At 73.7% G+C, this 16,812-nt stretch carries 12 protein-coding genes; 8 read left to right on the top strand and 4 right to left on the bottom strand.

Going from position 1 to position 16,812, the window contains the following annotated elements; translation table 11 throughout:
- Nucleotides 1–96: 96 nt before the first annotated feature.
- Genes CKY47_RS03850 through CKY47_RS03830 form a run of 5 tightly spaced genes read left to right on the top strand, consistent with a single transcriptional unit; the run spans nucleotide 97 to nucleotide 7,696 of the window.
- Nucleotides 97–1,236, top strand: a complete 1,140-nt coding sequence (locus CKY47_RS03850) for a hypothetical protein (protein WP_306744186.1) — start codon at nucleotides 97–99, stop codon at nucleotides 1,234–1,236.
- Nucleotides 1,229–4,960, top strand: a complete 3,732-nt coding sequence (locus CKY47_RS03845; protein ID WP_306744185.1) for an FkbM family methyltransferase — start codon at nucleotides 1,229–1,231, stop codon at nucleotides 4,958–4,960. Before CKY47_RS03850 ends, CKY47_RS03845 begins: the two co-directional genes overlap by 8 nt.
- 21 nt (nucleotides 4,961–4,981) lie before the next feature.
- Nucleotides 4,982–5,605 (top strand): hypothetical protein, encoded by a 624-nt coding sequence (locus tag CKY47_RS03840; protein ID WP_306744184.1) that lies wholly within the window; start codon nucleotides 4,982–4,984, stop codon nucleotides 5,603–5,605.
- Nucleotides 5,598–6,584, top strand: coding sequence for a hypothetical protein (locus CKY47_RS03835; RefSeq protein WP_306744183.1), 987 nt, complete (start codon nucleotides 5,598–5,600; stop codon nucleotides 6,582–6,584). The genes CKY47_RS03840 and CKY47_RS03835 overlap by 8 nt, the downstream gene beginning before the upstream one ends.
- Nucleotides 6,581–7,696, top strand: a complete 1,116-nt coding sequence (locus CKY47_RS03830) for an acyltransferase family protein (RefSeq protein WP_306744182.1) — start codon at nucleotides 6,581–6,583, stop codon at nucleotides 7,694–7,696. The genes CKY47_RS03835 and CKY47_RS03830 overlap by 4 nt, the downstream gene beginning before the upstream one ends.
- Here the strand turns inward: CKY47_RS03830 and CKY47_RS03825 are convergent.
- Nucleotides 7,693–8,976, bottom strand: a complete 1,284-nt coding sequence (locus CKY47_RS03825; protein WP_306744181.1) for an alginate O-acetyltransferase AlgX-related protein — start codon at nucleotides 8,974–8,976, stop codon at nucleotides 7,693–7,695. The genes CKY47_RS03830 and CKY47_RS03825 overlap by 4 nt on opposite strands.
- Before the next feature lie 366 nt (nucleotides 8,977–9,342).
- Between CKY47_RS03825 and CKY47_RS03820 the strand changes: the two genes are divergently transcribed.
- Nucleotides 9,343–9,717 carry a hypothetical protein gene (locus CKY47_RS03820; RefSeq protein ID WP_306744180.1) on the top strand — a complete coding sequence of 125 codons (375 nt, stop codon included), beginning with the start codon at nucleotides 9,343–9,345 and terminating at the stop codon, nucleotides 9,715–9,717.
- 524 nt (nucleotides 9,718–10,241) lie between these two features.
- Here the strand turns inward: CKY47_RS03820 and CKY47_RS03815 are convergent.
- Together CKY47_RS03815 and CKY47_RS03810 are read right to left on the bottom strand one after the other, a co-directional pair.
- Nucleotides 10,242–12,032 carry a gamma-glutamyltransferase family protein gene (locus CKY47_RS03815; protein ID WP_306744179.1) on the bottom strand — a complete coding sequence of 597 codons (1,791 nt, stop codon included), beginning with the start codon at nucleotides 12,030–12,032 and terminating at the stop codon, nucleotides 10,242–10,244.
- 66 nt (nucleotides 12,033–12,098) lie between these two features.
- Nucleotides 12,099–13,406 (bottom strand): UDP-glucose dehydrogenase family protein, encoded by a 1,308-nt coding sequence (locus tag CKY47_RS03810; protein WP_306744178.1) that lies wholly within the window; start codon nucleotides 13,404–13,406, stop codon nucleotides 12,099–12,101.
- Between the two features lie 282 nt (nucleotides 13,407–13,688).
- On the opposite strand from CKY47_RS03810, the gene CKY47_RS03805 reads away from it, so the two are divergent.
- A complete protein-coding gene (locus CKY47_RS03805; RefSeq protein ID WP_306744177.1) occupies nucleotides 13,689–14,441 on the top strand; it encodes an SDR family NAD(P)-dependent oxidoreductase in 753 nt (250 codons plus the stop codon).
- 164 nt (nucleotides 14,442–14,605) lie between these two features.
- Here the strand turns inward: CKY47_RS03805 and CKY47_RS03800 are convergent, their stop codons facing one another.
- On the bottom strand, nucleotides 14,606–16,240 hold the full coding sequence (locus tag CKY47_RS03800; protein WP_306744176.1) for a TM0106 family RecB-like putative nuclease: 1,635 nt from the start codon (nucleotides 16,238–16,240) through the stop codon (nucleotides 14,606–14,608).
- Between the two features lie 105 nt (nucleotides 16,241–16,345).
- Between CKY47_RS03800 and CKY47_RS03795 the strand changes: the two genes are divergently transcribed.
- Nucleotides 16,346–16,789 (top strand): DUF6474 family protein, encoded by a 444-nt coding sequence (locus tag CKY47_RS03795; RefSeq protein ID WP_306744175.1) that lies wholly within the window; start codon nucleotides 16,346–16,348, stop codon nucleotides 16,787–16,789.
- Nucleotides 16,790–16,812 lie beyond the last annotated feature (23 nt).

Genomic DNA, 16,812 nt, shown 5'->3' with positions numbered 1-16,812 from the left:
GCCGGCAACGACCGCATCACAAGTGCCGGATGCCGGCAACGCCCGAAAGCGCATGAGCAACAATGGCGCTCGCGCGGCAACCCCTGGAGGAACGGAATGTCCTGGCAAGAGGACCTGGCTGAGCTGGACCGCACGCTGGCGGAGGGGCGGATCAGCGCCGACGAGTACCGCCGTCGCCGGGACGAGCTCCTCGCGTCCGCCACGAGCAGCGGCGCGGTCGGGTCGCCCGGCACGCCCCCGGCACCGCAGCAGGCGCCGAGCGGGCCCTTCGCACCGCCGGTGCGGTGGGACGCGGTGCCGCCCCGGCCGCAGACGCCGAACCCGGAGGCGACCCAGGTCGTCAACAACCAGGCGAACCAGCAGGCCGGCGCCGACAAGACGCAGGTCGTGAGCGGCCAACAGCGCGGACAGGACGCCGACCGCACGCAGTACGTGGCACCGATCACACCGCCGCCCGGCATGCCGCAGCAGCAACCGCAGCAGCAGGGCTGGCAGTCCGGCCCGCCGGTCGGCACGCCCCCGTGGGGCGACAGCTTCTCCCCCGGCGACCAGAACCCGTCGTGGATCGCGCAGGGGCCCGAGGTGTTCGACGAGAGCGGTGGCGGCGGCAAGGGCAAGGTCGTCGGCATCGTCGTCGCGGTCGTCCTGCTGGCGGGCATCGCGTTCGGCGCCTACTGGCTCTGGGGCCGCGACAGCGGTTCGGACCAGGCCGGCGGCGGCACCAGCACCTCCTCGACGCCGACCACCACGTCCTCGACGCCGCCGCCGGACCCCCTGCCGGTCGGCGAGATCCCCGGCAAGGTGAGCACGAACAAGGCGGTCACCGACTTCAGCGCGGTGCCGAACCTCAAGTACCTGCTCGACTCGGAGGCCGCGCTCTACACCGCGGCGGGCGCCACCAAGACGAAGCTCGCCCAGTTCACGCTGGACGACGGCTCCCTGGGCGTCGTGCTGATCGTGCAGGCCACCGACGCGACCGCCGCCTCGGCGGCCGCCGAGGAGCTGTTCAACACGCAGATCAACAACGGCATGGCGCAGCACGACGGCGGTCCCGCCGGGGTGTCCACCGGTGAGATCGACGCGGCGAACGGCCAGAACGCCCGCGTGCGCGGCCACTACAGCAGCAAGGACCTGATCGTCCGCGTGGACGTGGCGGCCCCGACGCTCGCCGCCGCGCAGAAGGGCTACGAAGAGGCCCTGGACGCCCAGCTGGAGGTGCTGCCGACCGATGGCTGACCGCAGCTCCGGCGACCGCGCCGACCGGGGCCGCGCCGTGATCGCGTGCACCATCGTCGCCCGCAACTACCTGCCGGCCGCCCGCGTCCTCGCGGCGTCCTACCTGGAGCACCACCCCGGTGACGACCACGGGTTCGTGATCCTGGTCGTGGACGCGCCGCGGGGCTCGGGTGAGCACGACGGCCGGACGCGGGTCGTCGGCCCGGAGGCCACCGGCATCCCCGAGGACGACTACCTGCGGATGGCCACCGCCTACAACATCACCGAGATGGCGACGGCGGCGAAGCCCTACCTGCTGCGCTCGCTGCGGTCGGACGCCGACGTGGTGATCTTCCTCGACCCGGACATCCAGGTGTTCGCGCCGATGCCGGAGCTGGCGGAACTGGCCCGCGCGCACGGGATCGTGCTGACCCCGCACTTCCTCGACCCGCTGCCGCGCGACGGCAAGGACCCGAGCGAAGCCGCGATCATGGGCGCGGGCATCTTCAACCTCGGGTTCGTGGCCACCGGTCCCGGTTCCGAGCCGTTCCTGGACTTCTGGGCGGAGCGCCTGCGCCACGACGCGATCGTCGCGCCCGAGAAGCAGCTGTTCACCGACCAGCGCTGGGTGGACCAGGTGCCCGCGCTGTTCGGCAACCACGTGCTGCGCGACCCCGGCTTCAACGTCGCCTACTGGAACATCCACGAGCGGCCCGTCGAGCGGGACGCCGACGGTGTGCTCACGGCGGGCGGCCACCGGCTGAGGTTCTTCCACTACAGCGGCTACCGGCCGGAACGCCCGTGGCTGTTGTCGCACCACACGCCGACCCGGCCGCGCGTCGTGCTGTCCGAGCACCCGGTGGTGCGCGAGCTGTGCGACGCCTACGGCGCCCGGCTCCAGGCCAACGGCTACGCGACGACGCTGGAGGCCATCCCGTACGGCTTCGGGAAGATGGCCGACGGCACGAAGATCAGCCAGGCCGTCCGCACCCTCTACCGCGACGCGTGGGAGGAGGCCGAGCGCAAGGGCAGGCCGGTCCCGCCGCACGCGTTCGGCCCGGACGGCGGCGCCGCGCTGCGCGCGTGGCTTGCCGAGCCCGCCGAGGACGCGCCCCTGGGCACCACGCTGAACCGACTCGTCAGCACCCTGTGGGAGTCCCGCCCGGACCTCAAGGCGGCGTTCCCGCTGCCGCACAGCCGCGACGCCGCGCCGTTCGCCGCCTGGTGCGCGGGCTCCGGCGTGAAGGAGTCGCAGCTCCCGACCTGGGCGCTGCCCGCCGAACCGGTCGCCCCGAGCGAGCCGACGGACGAGTTCGGCGTGAACGTCGTCGGCTACCTGACCGCGGAGCTGGGCGTCGGCGAGATGGCGCGCCTCGTGCACGACGCCATCTCGGCGTCCGGCGTGCCGGTGGCCTCCGTGGTGGAGGACCGCCTGGTGTCCAACCGCACGGGCCTGGCCGAGCCGGGCACGGTCGGTGAGCCGAGGTTCCCGGTCAGCCTGCTGTGCGTGAACGCCGACCAGACGCGGGTCGTGCTGGACCACCAGCCGCACGTGGGCCACCACCGCTACCGGATCGGCCTGTGGGCGTGGGAGCTGGAGGAGTTCCCCGGCGAGATGCACCACGCGTTCGACCTGGTCGACGAGGTGTGGACGGTCAGCGAGTTCTGCCGCGAGGCCATCGCCAGGCACACGGCGATCCCGGTGAAGACGATCCCGGTACCGGTGCGCGACCCCGGCCCCGTCGCCCGGCCGGCGCGGCGCGCGGGCGACCCGGTGACCTTCCTGTTCGCGTTCGACTTCTTCAGCATCGGGCAGCGCAAGAACCCGTGGGGCCTGGTCGACGCGTTCCAGCGCGCCTTCGAGGGCCGCGACGACGTGCGCCTGGTGCTCAAGGCGATCAACGGCGACAAGAACCCCCACACCGCCGAGCGGCTCCGGGTGCGCGTCCTGGACGACCCGCGCATCGAACTGGTCGAGCGGTACCTGTCCGTGCGCGAGCTGGACGAGCTGTACGCGACGAGCAGCGCCTACGTGTCGCTGCACCGCAGCGAGGGCTTCGGCCTGACCGTCGCCGAGGCGATGGCGCGGGCCATGCCGGTGATCTCCACCGACTACTCCAGCACGACCGAGTTCCTCGACGAGCGCACCGGCTGGCCGGTCCCGGCCCGGCTGGTGCCGGTGGGCGCCGGCAACGGCCCGTACCCGGCGGACGCGCTGTGGGCGGAACCCGACCTCGACGCCGCCGCCCGCGCCATGCGGGAGGTCGCGGACAACCCGGCCGAAGCCGAGCGGCGCGGTCGCGCGGCCCGCGAGCACATCCTGCGCACCCGGTCCGTGGAGAACGCGGCGCGCTGGATGCGCGAGCAGTTGCGCGCCGCCCACGACAACTGGCGCGACCAGGGCGGCGCGGGCTACCGGGCCGCCGTGCCGGGGGCCGACGTGCTGCGACCGCTGCGCGACTCGAAGCAGGCGCTGCTGTGGCGCGCGGAGGTGGGTGCGGCGTCCCGCACGCCGCTCGCGCCCGCGCTGCGCCGCGCCGTTCTGCGCGCCATCGACCACTACGACGTGCACCAGCGCAAGGTGATGGGCACGCTCGTCGGCGGGGTCGAGGACACGCTGAGCGCGGTGGTGTCGCGGCTGGAGGCCGTGGAGGCGGGCGTCGAGTCGACCCGCTGGGTGAACGAAGGCCTGAAGGACCGCATGTCGTCGGTGCGCGCCGACGTGGACTCGGTGCGCGCGGAGGCCGAGTCGGTGCGCGGCTCGACGACGAGGCTGGAGCGGCAGCTCGACGAGAGCCTGGACCGCGTCTGGTCGCGGCTGGCGGACGACCGGCGCGCCGTGTTCGACGGGTTCGTCGAGCGCGACCTGAGGCTCGACGAGGGCCGGCGGCGCTTCGCCGAGGGCGAGGAGCGGGTCACCGAGCTGGCCAAGGCGCTGGACGCGGTGCAGGACGCGGCCCGCCTGCGGCACGCCCCGGTGCCCGAGGGCGCCGACGTGGTGGTGTGCGACGCGGGCGCGCTGCTGCTGCCCGCGGACGACGTGGTGCGGCCGTGGTTGGCCTACCACCGGTCGTGGGAGCCCGAGGAGGCCGGGCTGATGGCCCGGCTGGTCGGCGACGGCGCGTTCGTCGACGTCGGCGCGCACGTCGGCTACCACACGCTGCGCCTGTTCCAGCGGGCCGCGGGCATCGCGTCCGCCGTGGCGGTCGAGGCCAACCCGGTCAACGCGGACTTCCTGCGCCGCAACGTCTCCGCGAACCTCGGCCCCGAGACGGCGGCCCTGGTGGACGTGCTGCCGATCGCCGCGTGGGACGAGGACGGCAGCATCCGGCTCGTGCAGGCGGAGGAGGGCAACAGCGGTGACCACCGGGCGCACGCCGCGGAGGACGAAGCCGTCGGTGGCGTCGTGGTGCCCGCCGTGCGGCTGGACGGGCGGCCGGAGATCACCGGGCGCCGCGTCACGCTGGTCAAGGTCGACCTCCAGGGCCGCGACCACCGGGCCCTCGCCGGCCTGACGGGCGTGCTCGAACGGGACCGCCCACACGTGGTGTGCGAGTTCTGCCCGAGCGCGATCGTCGAGCTGGGCGACGACCCGGGTCAGGTCCTGCTCGGCTACCGCAAGCTGGGCTACGCGCCGGTGCCGCTGGGCGGCGACCCGGACGTCGACCACGTCGACGACGACCTCGTGCGGCAGGCGGAGGCCGCCGACACCGGTTTCCTCACGCTGTGGCTCCGGCCCGTGTGACGCCGGTGGGCGAGGTGAGGCGTGGCTGACGCCCGCACATCCGTGTTCGGCGCGATCGCGGTCGTCGCCGTCCTCGTCGGCGTCGTGGCGGGCGCGCACGCCCTGTGGGGCGTGCCGCTGCCCGCCAGCGCACGCAACGTGCCGCCGACGGGCGAGGCCGGGCGCGAGGCGGCGGACCGGATGGCCGTCGCCGACTTCCAGCACGGCTTCGAGTCCTACGACCACGTGCGCACCTTCGCCGACGTGGTGGACCTGAAGTTCCTGGGCGACAGCGAGGTCGACGCCTACCGGGAGGCCGGAGCCGGGGCGGCCAGGCTGACCGTGGCGTCGAACCGCCCGGAGGGCCAGGTCCTCGTCACGGTGGTGCGGGTGGCGGACGAGGGCGCCGCCCGGCGGACCGCCACCGAGCTGGACGACCAGCAACTCGGTTTCGGCATGAAGCGCATCGGACCCGAGCACGGCGTCGACCGCATCGCACGGGTGGTCCGGCAGGACGGCGCGACACCCCCCGCGGTCGTGCGCGCCCACTACGCCCACGACGACCTGGTGGTCCGGGTGGAGCTGAACGCCCGCTCGGCGGACCGGGCGGAGCACTTCGGCGACCTGCTCGCCCGGCAGCTCGGGGTGCTGCCCGCCGATGGTTGACACCCGCGCCGACGACACCCGGCCCGCGCCCGGCCGCGACCACGCCCCGCGCGCGGCCGAGGGCCTGCGCGTGGTCTCGGCGGTCTCGGTGCTGCTGATCGCGTACAGCCACCTCGTCGGGCTGTGGCCGGTCCGGCACGGGCACTCGCCGGACTTCGTGGTGCTCGTCCGGTTGTGGGTGAACCGGCCCACCGGGTTCGGCGAGGACTTCGGCTTCCTCGGCACGGCCCTGCTGCTCCTGGTCCTGGGCCACCTGGTGGGCCCGGCCCCGTGGTCGCACTGGGTCCGGCCGCTGCGCCGCGCCGCGGTCGCCGTGACGTGCGCGGCGGCGGTCGCCGCGCTGCTGTGGCTGCTCGGCGCGGACCCCCTGCTGGACGTGTCGGTGACGGCGCCCGTCGCGGCGGTGGGCGTGTACGCGGTGCTGGCCGCCGCGGTCCGCCCGTTGACCCGGGTCTCGCAGGCGCTCGCGATCCTCGTCCTGGCGGAGGCCGCCTGCGTGCTGGTGCTCGTCGGTGGCTGGGCGGACCAGGCCGGCGGGCCGGAGGTGCTGCGACGGCTCGGCCCGGTCGCGGCGCTGCTGCCGCTGGTCGTGCTCGGCAGGCTGGCGCGGGCCGTGCGCGCGGGTGCCGTGCACACCGCGGCGGGCGGCGCCCTGGGGCTGCTCTGCGTCGTCCTGCTCGTCGTGTCGGACCTGGCGGTCCCGGACCTGGCCGCCTACTGGCACCCCCTCGGCGGCACGCTCGCGCTGCTGCTGTTCCTGATCGCGCTGCCCCGCGGCGCGTCCCTCGCCGCCACCGCGCCCGTGCGGTGGCTGGGGGACCGGGCGCTGCCGCTGTGCCTGGCCGTGCCGGTCGTCGGCTACCCGGTGGCGGGGGTCGTCGCCCACCTGCTGCCCGCCCTGGTCGCCGTGCCGATCGGCCTGGTGTGCGCGGGTGCGGCCGGCGCGGCGCTGCACCGCGGACTGGAGGAGGTGGCGTGACCGCTCCCGCCGTGTCGCGCGCCGAGGCCGCGAGGACGGGGTACCTGCACGGGCTCGACCTGCTGCGCGTCATCGCGTCCTGCGCGGTCGTGCTGACGCACCTGGTCGGCTACTTCACCCTGATCCGCCAGGACTTCTGGCTGTCGACCTGGCTGGAGCAGGGGGTCGTCGAGCCGTTCCACCTCAACCCCCGCCTGTCGTTCTTCGGCGTCGCGCTGTTCCTCGTGGTCAGCGGCGTCGTGGTGACGCACGTGGCGAACCGGGAGCGCCCGCTCCAGTTCCTGCGCCGCCGCGTCGTGCGGTTGGTGCCGCTGCTGTGGGTCGTCGCGGTGCTGGTGTGGGTCCTGGTCAACCTCGGCCTGCGGGTCAGCGCCGCCGACGAGGGCGACCTGGGCTTCGGCAACCTGCTCGGCGCGATGTTCCTGACCAACCGCTTCCAGACGCCGCAGGTCGTCATGGTCGGCGTCACCTGGACGCTCCAGGTGCAGGTGGCCTTCTACTGCTACGTCGCGCTCACCATCCCCGTGCTGCGCAAGCGCGCCTGGATACCGCCGCTGGTGGCCGCGCCGGTGTGCTTCGTCGTCCTGCTGCTCACCCACGGCGCGGACACGTCCGCCGGCGAGGAGATCGGCAGGTTCGGCGCGTACCTGCCCGCGATGTGCCTGGGCCAGCTCATCTCGCTGGTGCACTCGGGCCGGGTGGACGCCCTGGCCGGCACGGCGATCGGCGCGGTGCACTTCCTGCTGTTCTGCTGGACGGACATGCTCGGCTGGTACGCGTGGCAGGGCGATTCGGCACCCCGCACGCTGCTGTTCGCGGTGCTGCTGACGGTGGTCCTGGTGTCCGCGCGCGGGCCGGTGAGCCGGTCCGCGTTCATCCGCGGCTGGTCGAAGCGGACCTACGCGATCTACCTGATCCACCTGTCCGCGATGTACCCGCTGTACGACGCCCTGATGCCGCACCTGGACGACACCCTCGTCGTGGCGCTCGGCCTGGCGTTCACCGCGCTGTCGGCCGAGGTGCTGCACCGCGTGGTGGAGATGCCCGCCGACCGGGCGATCCGCCGGTGGGAGCGGCGCGAGCGGACCGGCGCGGCGGCCGGGTCCGGCTAGCGCGGCTGCTTGGCCAACTCCCGGGTGATCGCGTCGAGCACCGGGCCGTTGAGCACGGAGTCGACGCCGCCGACCAGGTTGCGCTCGGCGACCTCCAGCACCACCACCTCGTTCTCGGCGAACATCCGGCCGACCTGGAACGGGTCCTCGGCCAGGGCCTTGGTGTGCTGGACGGTGATGTCGGTGAAGCCGGCGACGAGGTACTTGGCGCCGGCGAAGGTGAAGGAGTCGCCGAGCAAGCCGACCTTGGTGTCGACCACGCCCCTGATCGGGCTCTGGGTCGAGCGCTGCGGCTGCTTCTCGTCACCGTCGAGGTTGCGGCTGCGCACCTCCTCGCCGTCGGGTTTGAGGGAGAAGGCCTCGAACTCGTCCTTCTCCGGGCGCCCGAGGAGCCGCGACAGGTCGCCGGTCCGGCCGAAAGGGCCGTTCGACTCCGGCTTCCAGGTCCTCGACGTGCCCGGTGAGACGGCGTCCACCACGGCGCGGGCCATGACGATGCCGCCGCGGTTGTCCCAGTGGCTGTCCTTGCGGGTGTAGACGGGCCCGCCCGACTGCTCCGCGGCCGTCCGCAGCTCGTCCCGGATGTCGATCGCGCCGGTGGCGTCGACGACCCGTGACCAGAAGCGCTCGGTGGTGGCCTGGTGGCACGCCTTGCCGAAGTACTTGGCGGGCAGGTGGTCGGGCTCCATCGTCGACTTGTTCGGCGCCACGACGAAGACGAACTTCCGCCCGGAGGACTCGACGGCCAGCCGGAGGCGGTTGACCCGGGCGAACACCTCCTCCAACGGCACGAGGGGTTCGCACGCCTGCTGCACGTCGGCGCCGAGGTAGAGCCACCCCTCCTTGCCCTCGACGACGCGCGCGAAGGCGACGGGGTCTGGCTTGTCGAGGGAGGGGTCGGTCGGCGGCTGGACGGGTCCGCCCAGGTCGCCCTTGCGGGTCTGCTGGGGGGCGGGTTCGCCGAACAGGCCCCGGCTGATCCCGTCGGCGGCGGACACGGCCACGTCGCGGAACGGGATGTGGTCGTCGGCCCACGGGCCGAACCCGGTGATGAAGCCCCAGCCATCGGTGATCGAGGGGAAGGCGGCCAGCTCCCGGTTCTCGAAGTGGGCCGGGCGGACGCCGACGACGAGCAGGAGACCGGGGGTGGCGAAGAACAGGACGGCCAGGACCAGGGCCACCCGCTGGCGGGGGCTGTGCCGGGGGCGGTAGAGGTTGTGCTCGCGCGGGAGGAGCGACTCCGGCAGGTTGGGCAGCTTCTCGGGCACGTCCACGCTCACGTCGTCAGGGTAGCCGGCGAGTGGGTCCCCCGTTCGTGGGTCACCGCAAGGTGGGGATCGATAGGGGCCGTCCGGTGCAACCCACCCCCCGTGGTGGACGTCTCCCAGGGTGACAGCGGAACCCGACCTGCCGGAGGAAGGCATGTGGCCCACTGTGAGCCTGGTCACCCTGGGCGCACTGGCATTTGTGGTGCGCACCGTTCGCGTACTGCGGTCCTCTTCGAAATCGTCGCGAAGCGGTCCCCGGATTGAGTCCGCCCCACCGGCCTAGTCCCTATGGCGGATTGTCCGCTTGCCGTACGATCATTTCCGGGCCGCACGGCCTGTGCCTGCTTAGGGGACCTCGGAACAAGAGGTAGGTGCATCATGGATCTCGCACTGAGCAAGGTGATCGAGCTGCGCGAGAGCGGGTTCCAGTTCCTGCACCTGCGGGACGAGGACGGGCAGCTGGACCGCATCATGGCGTTCAAGCAGCGCCGGGGCTTCATCGACTCGATCCTGTTCTGGTCCGAGACCGAGGCCCGCGCCGGCAGGCTGCCCGCGGTCAGGGACAGCCGGCGGGCGGCGCAGGCCGTCTGGATCTACGAGGGACCGCTGGTCGAGGCGGTGGACCGGTTGCTGGACCTGCCGGAGCCCGGCTCGCGCAACGCGCCCACCCTGATGAAGCGCACGGCGTCCGACCTCGCGGTCGTGACCACCCTGCCGTTCTCGCTGAAGCTGCCCCCCGGCGCCATCGCCTAGACGCTCCGCGTTAACGTCACCCGCCGCACACGAAATGCGGCGGGTGATCGTCTTTTCGTCACAGCGCGTAGTTCTCCGGCCTATTTTGCGCAATTCTTCCGCGACCTGAACGACCACAACCAGGAATATTCACCCTCGCCGGAGCGGAACCAAACCCGATTCGCGAACCGGCACCACGAGTTGCGCGAGGTCCCGCACGACGCTCGGCGCGAGGAGGCTCGGAGTCGCGGACCCGGCCCAGCCGCCTCGACCTCCGACGGGAAGTCCGGCACCGCGTCGACGACGCGTGGGCCCGGGCGCTCTCCAGCATGATCGCGTGATCACCGGTCCGGGTGGACAAGTTCACCCGGCCTGATTACGGAGCTTGAAGCGGGCACCCCCGGTGCGGAACTTTCCGCCCCATGAACCTCAGGAGGACCATCGCGGGTTCCGGCGGCTGAGCCCGCCCCACGAGCCGGAGCGGTCCCGGCCCCCTCCCCCTCGGGCCGGGACCGCTCCGACCTCCAGCCCACGGCCTGCCGCGGCTACCTGCCGACCGCGTACCCCTGGGCACCGCGCGCGTTGGCCGCCGCGCGCAGCAGGCCGTCGCGCGAGTCCCTGGCCACGGCCGACATGCGGCCCAGCGACCACGGTCCCGCGTCGACCACGGAGTGACCGCGTTCGCGCAGCTCGTCCAGCCCGCCGAAGCGCGACTCCACGACCACCTCGCCCGGGGTCCACGAACGCGGGAAGAAGGAGCTGGGGAACGCGTTGGTGTGCCACATCGGGGAGTCGATGGCCTCCTGGAGGTTCATCCCGCCGACGGTGTGCGCGAGCCAGAACCCGAGCTGCCACTGGTCCTGCTGGTCGCCGCCCGGCGTGCCGAAGGCGAGCGAGGGCAGGCCGTCCCGCAGCGCCAGCGACGGCGACAGGGTGATCCGGGGGCGCTTGCCGGGGGCCAGCGAGTTCGGCAGGCCCTCGTCGAGCCAGAACATCTGCGCCCGGCTGCCGAGGCAGAAGCCCAGCGACGGGATCGTCGGCGACGACTGGAGCCAACCGCCGGACGGGGTGGCGGACACGACGTTGCCCCAGCGGTCGACCACGTCGACGTGGACGGTGTCGCCGCGCACGGTCCCGGTGCGGCCGACGGTGGGCTCGCCGAGCGCGCCCGGGCTGTCCTCCTCCACGGCCCGGGCCGGGCCGCGCAGGACGTGCGCGGGCAGTCGCGGGTCGACGCCCAGGGGCGAGCCGGGGCGCAGGTCGTACGAGGCGGTGTCGGTGACGAGCGCGCGCCGCGCGTCGGCGTACTCGCGGGACAGCAGCACGTCGAGCGGCACGTCACCGGTGTCGCCGTACCACGCCTCGCGGTCGGCGAACGCGAGCTTGGCGCTCTCCACGGCGAGGTGCACGGTGTCCGCCGTGGGGACGCCGTCGACGTAGCCGAGCCGGTCGGCGAAGCCCTCCAGCAGCCGCAGCTGCTGGAGCAGCACGGGTCCCTGGGTCCACGCGCCGGGCTTGGCCACGGTCCACTCGCCGAAGTCCGCCGACACCGCGTCCTCGTAGGTGGCCTCCCACGACGCCATGTCCTCGCCGGTGAGGACGCCCGCGTGGTCCGCGCCGGAGTCGTCGCGCCGCGCGGTGCGGAAGAACTCGTCGACCTGGGCGGCGACGAAGCCCTGCGACCAGGCGCGACGGGCCGCTTCGAGCTGCGCCTCGCGGTCGGACCCGGCGGCCTCGGCGGCGGCGAGCAGCCACTCCCAGGTGTCGGCGAGCCGGGGGTTGCGGAAGCGCGCGCCGGCCGCCGGGGGCGCGCCGCCGGGCAGCCACAGCTCGGCCGACGTCGTCCAGTGGTCGCGGAACAGGTCGGCGACCGTGGCGACGGTGTGGCTCACGCGCTCCAGCAGCGGGAAGCCGTCGCGGGCGTAGCCGATGGCGTACCCGAGGACGTCGCGCAGCGACTTGGTGCCGTAGTCGCGCAGCAGGGTCAGCCAGCCGTCCCACGCGCCGGGCACGGTGGCGGCGAGCAGGCCGCTGCCCGGCACGAGGTCGAGCCCGAGGCCGCGGTAGTGCCCGATCGTCGCCCCGGCGGGGGCCACGCCCTGGCCGCAGAGCACCCTGGGCGTGGTCTCGCCGGCGGCGGCGAACACCGCGGGCACCTCGCCGCCGGGGCCGTTGAGGTGCGGTTCCACCACTTGAAGCACGAAGCCGACGGCGACCGCCGCGTCGAAGGCGTTGCCGCCGTCCTCCAGCACGGCCATGCCCGCGGAGGACGCGAGCCAGTGCGTCGACGCGACCATGCCGTGGGTGCCGACGAGTTCGGGGCGAGTGGTGAACACGCCCACAACGTACGTCGAGCCGGCCGGTTCCGTTACCCCCGCTAACGAGATTGCCCGTCCGGAGACCTACCGCGCGCGGACCGCGGCCACGTCGCGCGCCGGTTCGCGACCGAGGCCGAGCAGCACCAGGCCGGCCCGGTGCAGGGCGTCCGGGTCCAGGTGGTCGCGGGTGTCGAGCACCGTGGAGCCGGTCATCCCGTCCGCGACCCGCGCCCAGTCGAGCGAGCGGAACTCGGGCCAGTCCGTGAGCAGCACCACGGCGTCCGCGCCGCGCACGGCCGCGTACGGGTCGCCCACCACGGTCATGCCGACCAGCGGTCGGTCCACCTGCGGGTCGTGCGCGACCAGCTCGGCCCCCTCGAACGCGAGCAGCTCCGCCACGGCCAGCGCGGGCGAGTCGCGCAGGTCGTCGGTGCCCGCCTTGAACGCGAGGCCCAGCACGCCGATCCGCCTGCCCGCGAGCGTCCCGACGGCGGCGCGCAGCTTGTCCACGACCCGCCGCTGCTGCCGGCCGTTGGTCTCGATCGTGGCCTTGACCAGCGAGAAGTCCACGCCGACCGCCTCGGCGATGCGCACCATCGCGTGCGTGTCCTTGGGCAGGCACGACCCGCCCCAGCCGGGGCCCGGCCGCAGGAACGACTGGCCGATGCGCCGGTCGTGCCCCATGCCCTCGGTGACCGAGGCGACGTCCGCGCCGACCAGCTCGCACAGCTCGGCGACCGCGTTCACGTAGGACAGCTTCATCGCCAGGAAGCAGTTGGCCGCGTACTTGACCATCTCGGCGCTGGCCGCGTCCATCAGCACGGTGGGCGCGCCGAGCTTCGCGAACAGGGCGGCGACGCGTTCGGCGGCCCGGGGGGAGTCGGCGCCCACGACGATCCGGTCGGGGTGCAGGAAGTCGCGCACCGCGCTGCCCTCGCGCAGGAACTCCGGGTTCGAGACCACCGCGACGTCGTCGCGGCCGAGCAGCGCGGCGACCCGCGTGGACGTGCCGACCGGGACGGTCGACTTGCACACGACGACCGCGCCGCGCGGCAGGACGTCCCTGATCTCGCCGGCCACCGCCTCCACCGCGGACAGGTCCGCCGCGCCGCCCGCGCCCATCGGCGTCGGCAGGCACAGGAACACCACCTCGGCGTCCGCCACGGCGTACCGCGCGCCCTCCACGAAGTTCAACCGGCCCGCCGACCTGCCCCGCGCGACCAGGTCGGCGAGGTCGGGTTCGAGGATGTCGACCTGCCCGGCGCGCAGCCGGGCGACCTTCAGCGCGTCCACGTCCGCGCACACGACCCGATGACCGAGGGAGGCCAGGCACGCCCCCGTCGTCAGGCCCACGTAACCCGTTCCCACGACCGCGATCCGCCGGACGAACATGCCGTTGACGGTGCCGGCCGAAGTTTGCGGTGGGTGGAACACGAGCTGTATGCGGAGAGTGAGATCGGTAGTCCCCTGGGTGTACGCCGGAACACCTCTCGCGGTGGATGTGCGCCGGACCTGCTCCGGGGGAAGGTCGAGGCATGGAACTCGTCCTCGTCTCGCTGCTGTTCATCGGGATGGCCGTGCTCGCGGCCGTGCCGTTGGTCGCACTGCTGCACCTGTCCGAGCGCCGGGGGCTGAACGACCGTTAACCTCCTGTCCGTCGGACAGGAGGAATGCATGGAGATCTCGGGTACCGCGGCGATCGTCACCGGCGGCGCGTCCGGTCTGGGCGCCGCGACCGCACGGGCGCTGGCCGCGCGCGGCGCGTCCGTGTTCGCGCTCGACCTCAAGGTGGGGGGCGCCGAAGCGGTCGAGGGCGTCACCTACCTCGCGGCGGACGTGACCTCGGAGGAGGACGTCCAGGCCGCCGTCGACGCGGCCGCCGGTTCCGGCTCGCCGCTGCGGATCGTGGTGAACTGCGCGGGCATCGGCCCGTCGACGCGGACCGTCGGCAAGTCCGGCCCGCACCCCCTCGACCTGTACCGCAAGGTGCTGGACGTCAACGTGGTCGGCACGTTCAACGTGCTGCGGCTGGCCGCGGCGGCGATGGGCGGGACCGAGCCGCTGGAGCACGGGCAGCGCGGTGTCGTGGTCAACACGGCGTCGATCGCGGCGTACGACGGGCAGATCGGCCAGGTCGCGTACGCGGCGTCCAAGGCCGCGGTGGTCGGCATGACCCTGCCCGCGGCGCGCGACCTGTCGTCCGTGGGCGTGCGGGTGATGACGATCGCGCCGGGCATCGTGGACACGCCGATGCTGGCCACGGTCTCCGAGGAGTTCCGCGCGGGCCTGGCGGCGGGCGTGCCGTTCCCGAAGCGCCTGGCCCTCCCCGAGGAGTACGCCGCCCTGGCCGTCTCGATCGTCGAGCACGACTACCTGAACGGCGAGGTCATCCGCATGGACGGCGCCCTCCGCATGGCCCCCCGCTGACCGCGCGAGTCGTGCGTTCAACCCGCGCGAGTCGTAGGTCCAGGCCCGGCGAGTCGTAGGTTCAAGTCCGACGAGTCGTAAGTTCGCGTTGAGCCCGAACGTACGACTCACCGAGCCCGAACTTACGACTCGCCGGGTTTGGACTTACGACTCGCGGGTGGCGGTCAGAGGTCGCCGGCGAACGGGAGGTCGTCCATCGCGTCCGAGGTCATCCAGTCGCGGAGGGTGTGGGTGGCCCGCACGTCGTCCTCGTTGTACTCCAGGAGGCGTCGGGCCTGGTCCGGGTCCGGGGGTCGGCCGTCCATGCCGACCGCGTCGCGGTACCAGCGCATCGAGTTCTCGCCGCCCGCCTCCGGGTCGCGCCAGGTGAACCCGGCGACCGGGGCGATCGTCTTCAAGCCCTTGCCGTGCGCGCACAGGAACTGCTGCTGCACGATGCCGAACAGGTCCACCCACGCGTCGGACGAGATGAACTCGCGCACCTGGGCCACGGTCGGGATGCCCGGCCTGCCCTTGAACCGCTGGGCGGACCCCAGCAGCCAGCGGTTCTCGGCCAGCTCGTTGTAGCAGTACGCGCGGAAGGTCAGGCCGCGGGCGCGGGCGCGCAGGCGGACGTCGGTGAGCCAGCCCCAGAACTCGGCGAACGAACGCGCCTCGTCGTCGCACGGCAGCGGGTCCCAGGTGGCGAACGCGCGGTAGCCGTGCTCCTCGCCGACGTCCGCGCCGGACAGCAGGCACCCCCACATGTACGCGCCGAGGTCGCCGAAGCTCTCCATGTCCACGTCGACCTCGACGTCGGCGCGCGGCACGTCCATCGACGGCACGCGGCGCACCACGGTCAGGTCGCGCAGCCACGCGCGGGCCAGCACGACGGCGTCCGCGTGCAGCATCCCGACCAGCGGCACCACCGGTTCGGCCGGGTCGAGCAGGGCCAGGTCGTCGACGGTGGCCACGCCGGCCCCGCGCAGCGCCACGGCGTCCTCGCCGCGCACGACGAGGCTCACGTCCCGGGCCGTCCTCAGGTCGCCCTCGCACACCGGCCACCAGGGGCAGCTGCGGCACTCCACGATCCGCGACGGCCGGGCCAGCGGTTGCGCGCCGGTCGCGGCGGCCGCCGCCACGGCGAGCCGGTCGGCGAACCGCGAGTCGTACTCGGCGAGCGCGGTGCGGCCGCCGGGCCAGTTCGGCGCCTCCAGGTCGTGCCAGACGACGACGTCGGCGTCCATGCCGACCACCCCGCCGGTGGCACGGCCCCGCGCGGCGTGCCCGGCGGCCTGGAGCTGGCGCTGGGCGTGCGCGAGCCGGAGCTGGTCACGGGGCTGCGGGCGGACCTTGCGCAACGGGTCGACGCGCGCTCCGCCGGGCAGCGGGTGGGACAGCGGCGACGTGCGCGCGCCCTGCCCGGGATCGCTCACCTTGTGCCGCACCACGAGCACCGGCACGTACCCGGTGGTGTCCTTGACCAGCAGGTCGATGCCCCCGCGCCGGCCGCCCAGCGGGTCGCGCGGCAGGGCGGCGCCCCAGATGAACCGCACCCCGGCTCGCATCGCGGCGGCGGTGACGCGTTCCCGGTCGGCGCTGGGCACGTCCTGCGGGACCTCCACCAGCTCCGAGCCGACGACCCGGCCCAGCGCGGCCGCGACGGCGCGGCGGTGGTCGGTCGCGTCGGCCTTGCGCTGCCTGCCGGTGGGATCGGGTGGCAGCGTGGGCGCGTCCCGCATGGCCGGATCGTGTTCGAGGTGCACCCGCCGCCGGCAACGAGTGACCACACCGGCGTCGAGCTGCACCTGGGAAGTCACCGCTGAAGGGTAAGCCGTGGGGTGCCCGCACGTGCCGGCACCTCGTCGGGTCGAGTCGATCTTTTGCCCGAACGGCTCTACTGTTCGTGGTGAGGAGGTGCCGCCGTGGCGCGTGCGAAGGGCAAGGGGTTCACCCCGAGCCGGGCGAAGAACCTCGTGGGCGTGGCCAAGGTGCTGGCGCCCGCGTTGATCCCGGTGATGGCGCCGATCGCGGTGCGGGCCGCCGCGCTCGTGAGCGACCGCTACGACCACTTCCGGGCGTCCCGGCTGGGTGTGCCGGTGGACGAGCTGACCAGGTACTCCGGTCACGGCGCCCGCCTGCACGCCCGCGTCGCCGGCTTCGCCGAGGCCCTCGACCAGCTGCGCGAGACCGAGCGCGGGTACGTGGAGGCGACCGAGAAGCGCCTCGGGCAGCTGCTGGCGGCCGTGCGCGCGGCGGAACGCATGCCCGCGCCCCGCCGGCGCGCCGCCCACCGCGCCGTGGCCGCGGACCTGGACGTCCTGGGGACCGACCTGCTCACGCGGCTCGGCGTCCGGGAGGAGCGGTGACAGCGGGTCCCGGCGCCCCCGCG

This window comes from Saccharothrix longispora (genome assembly GCF_030852425.1).
Lineage (GTDB): Bacteria > Actinomycetota > Actinomycetes > Mycobacteriales > Pseudonocardiaceae > Actinosynnema > Actinosynnema longispora.
This window is presented reverse-complemented; position numbering and strand designations above follow the sequence as displayed.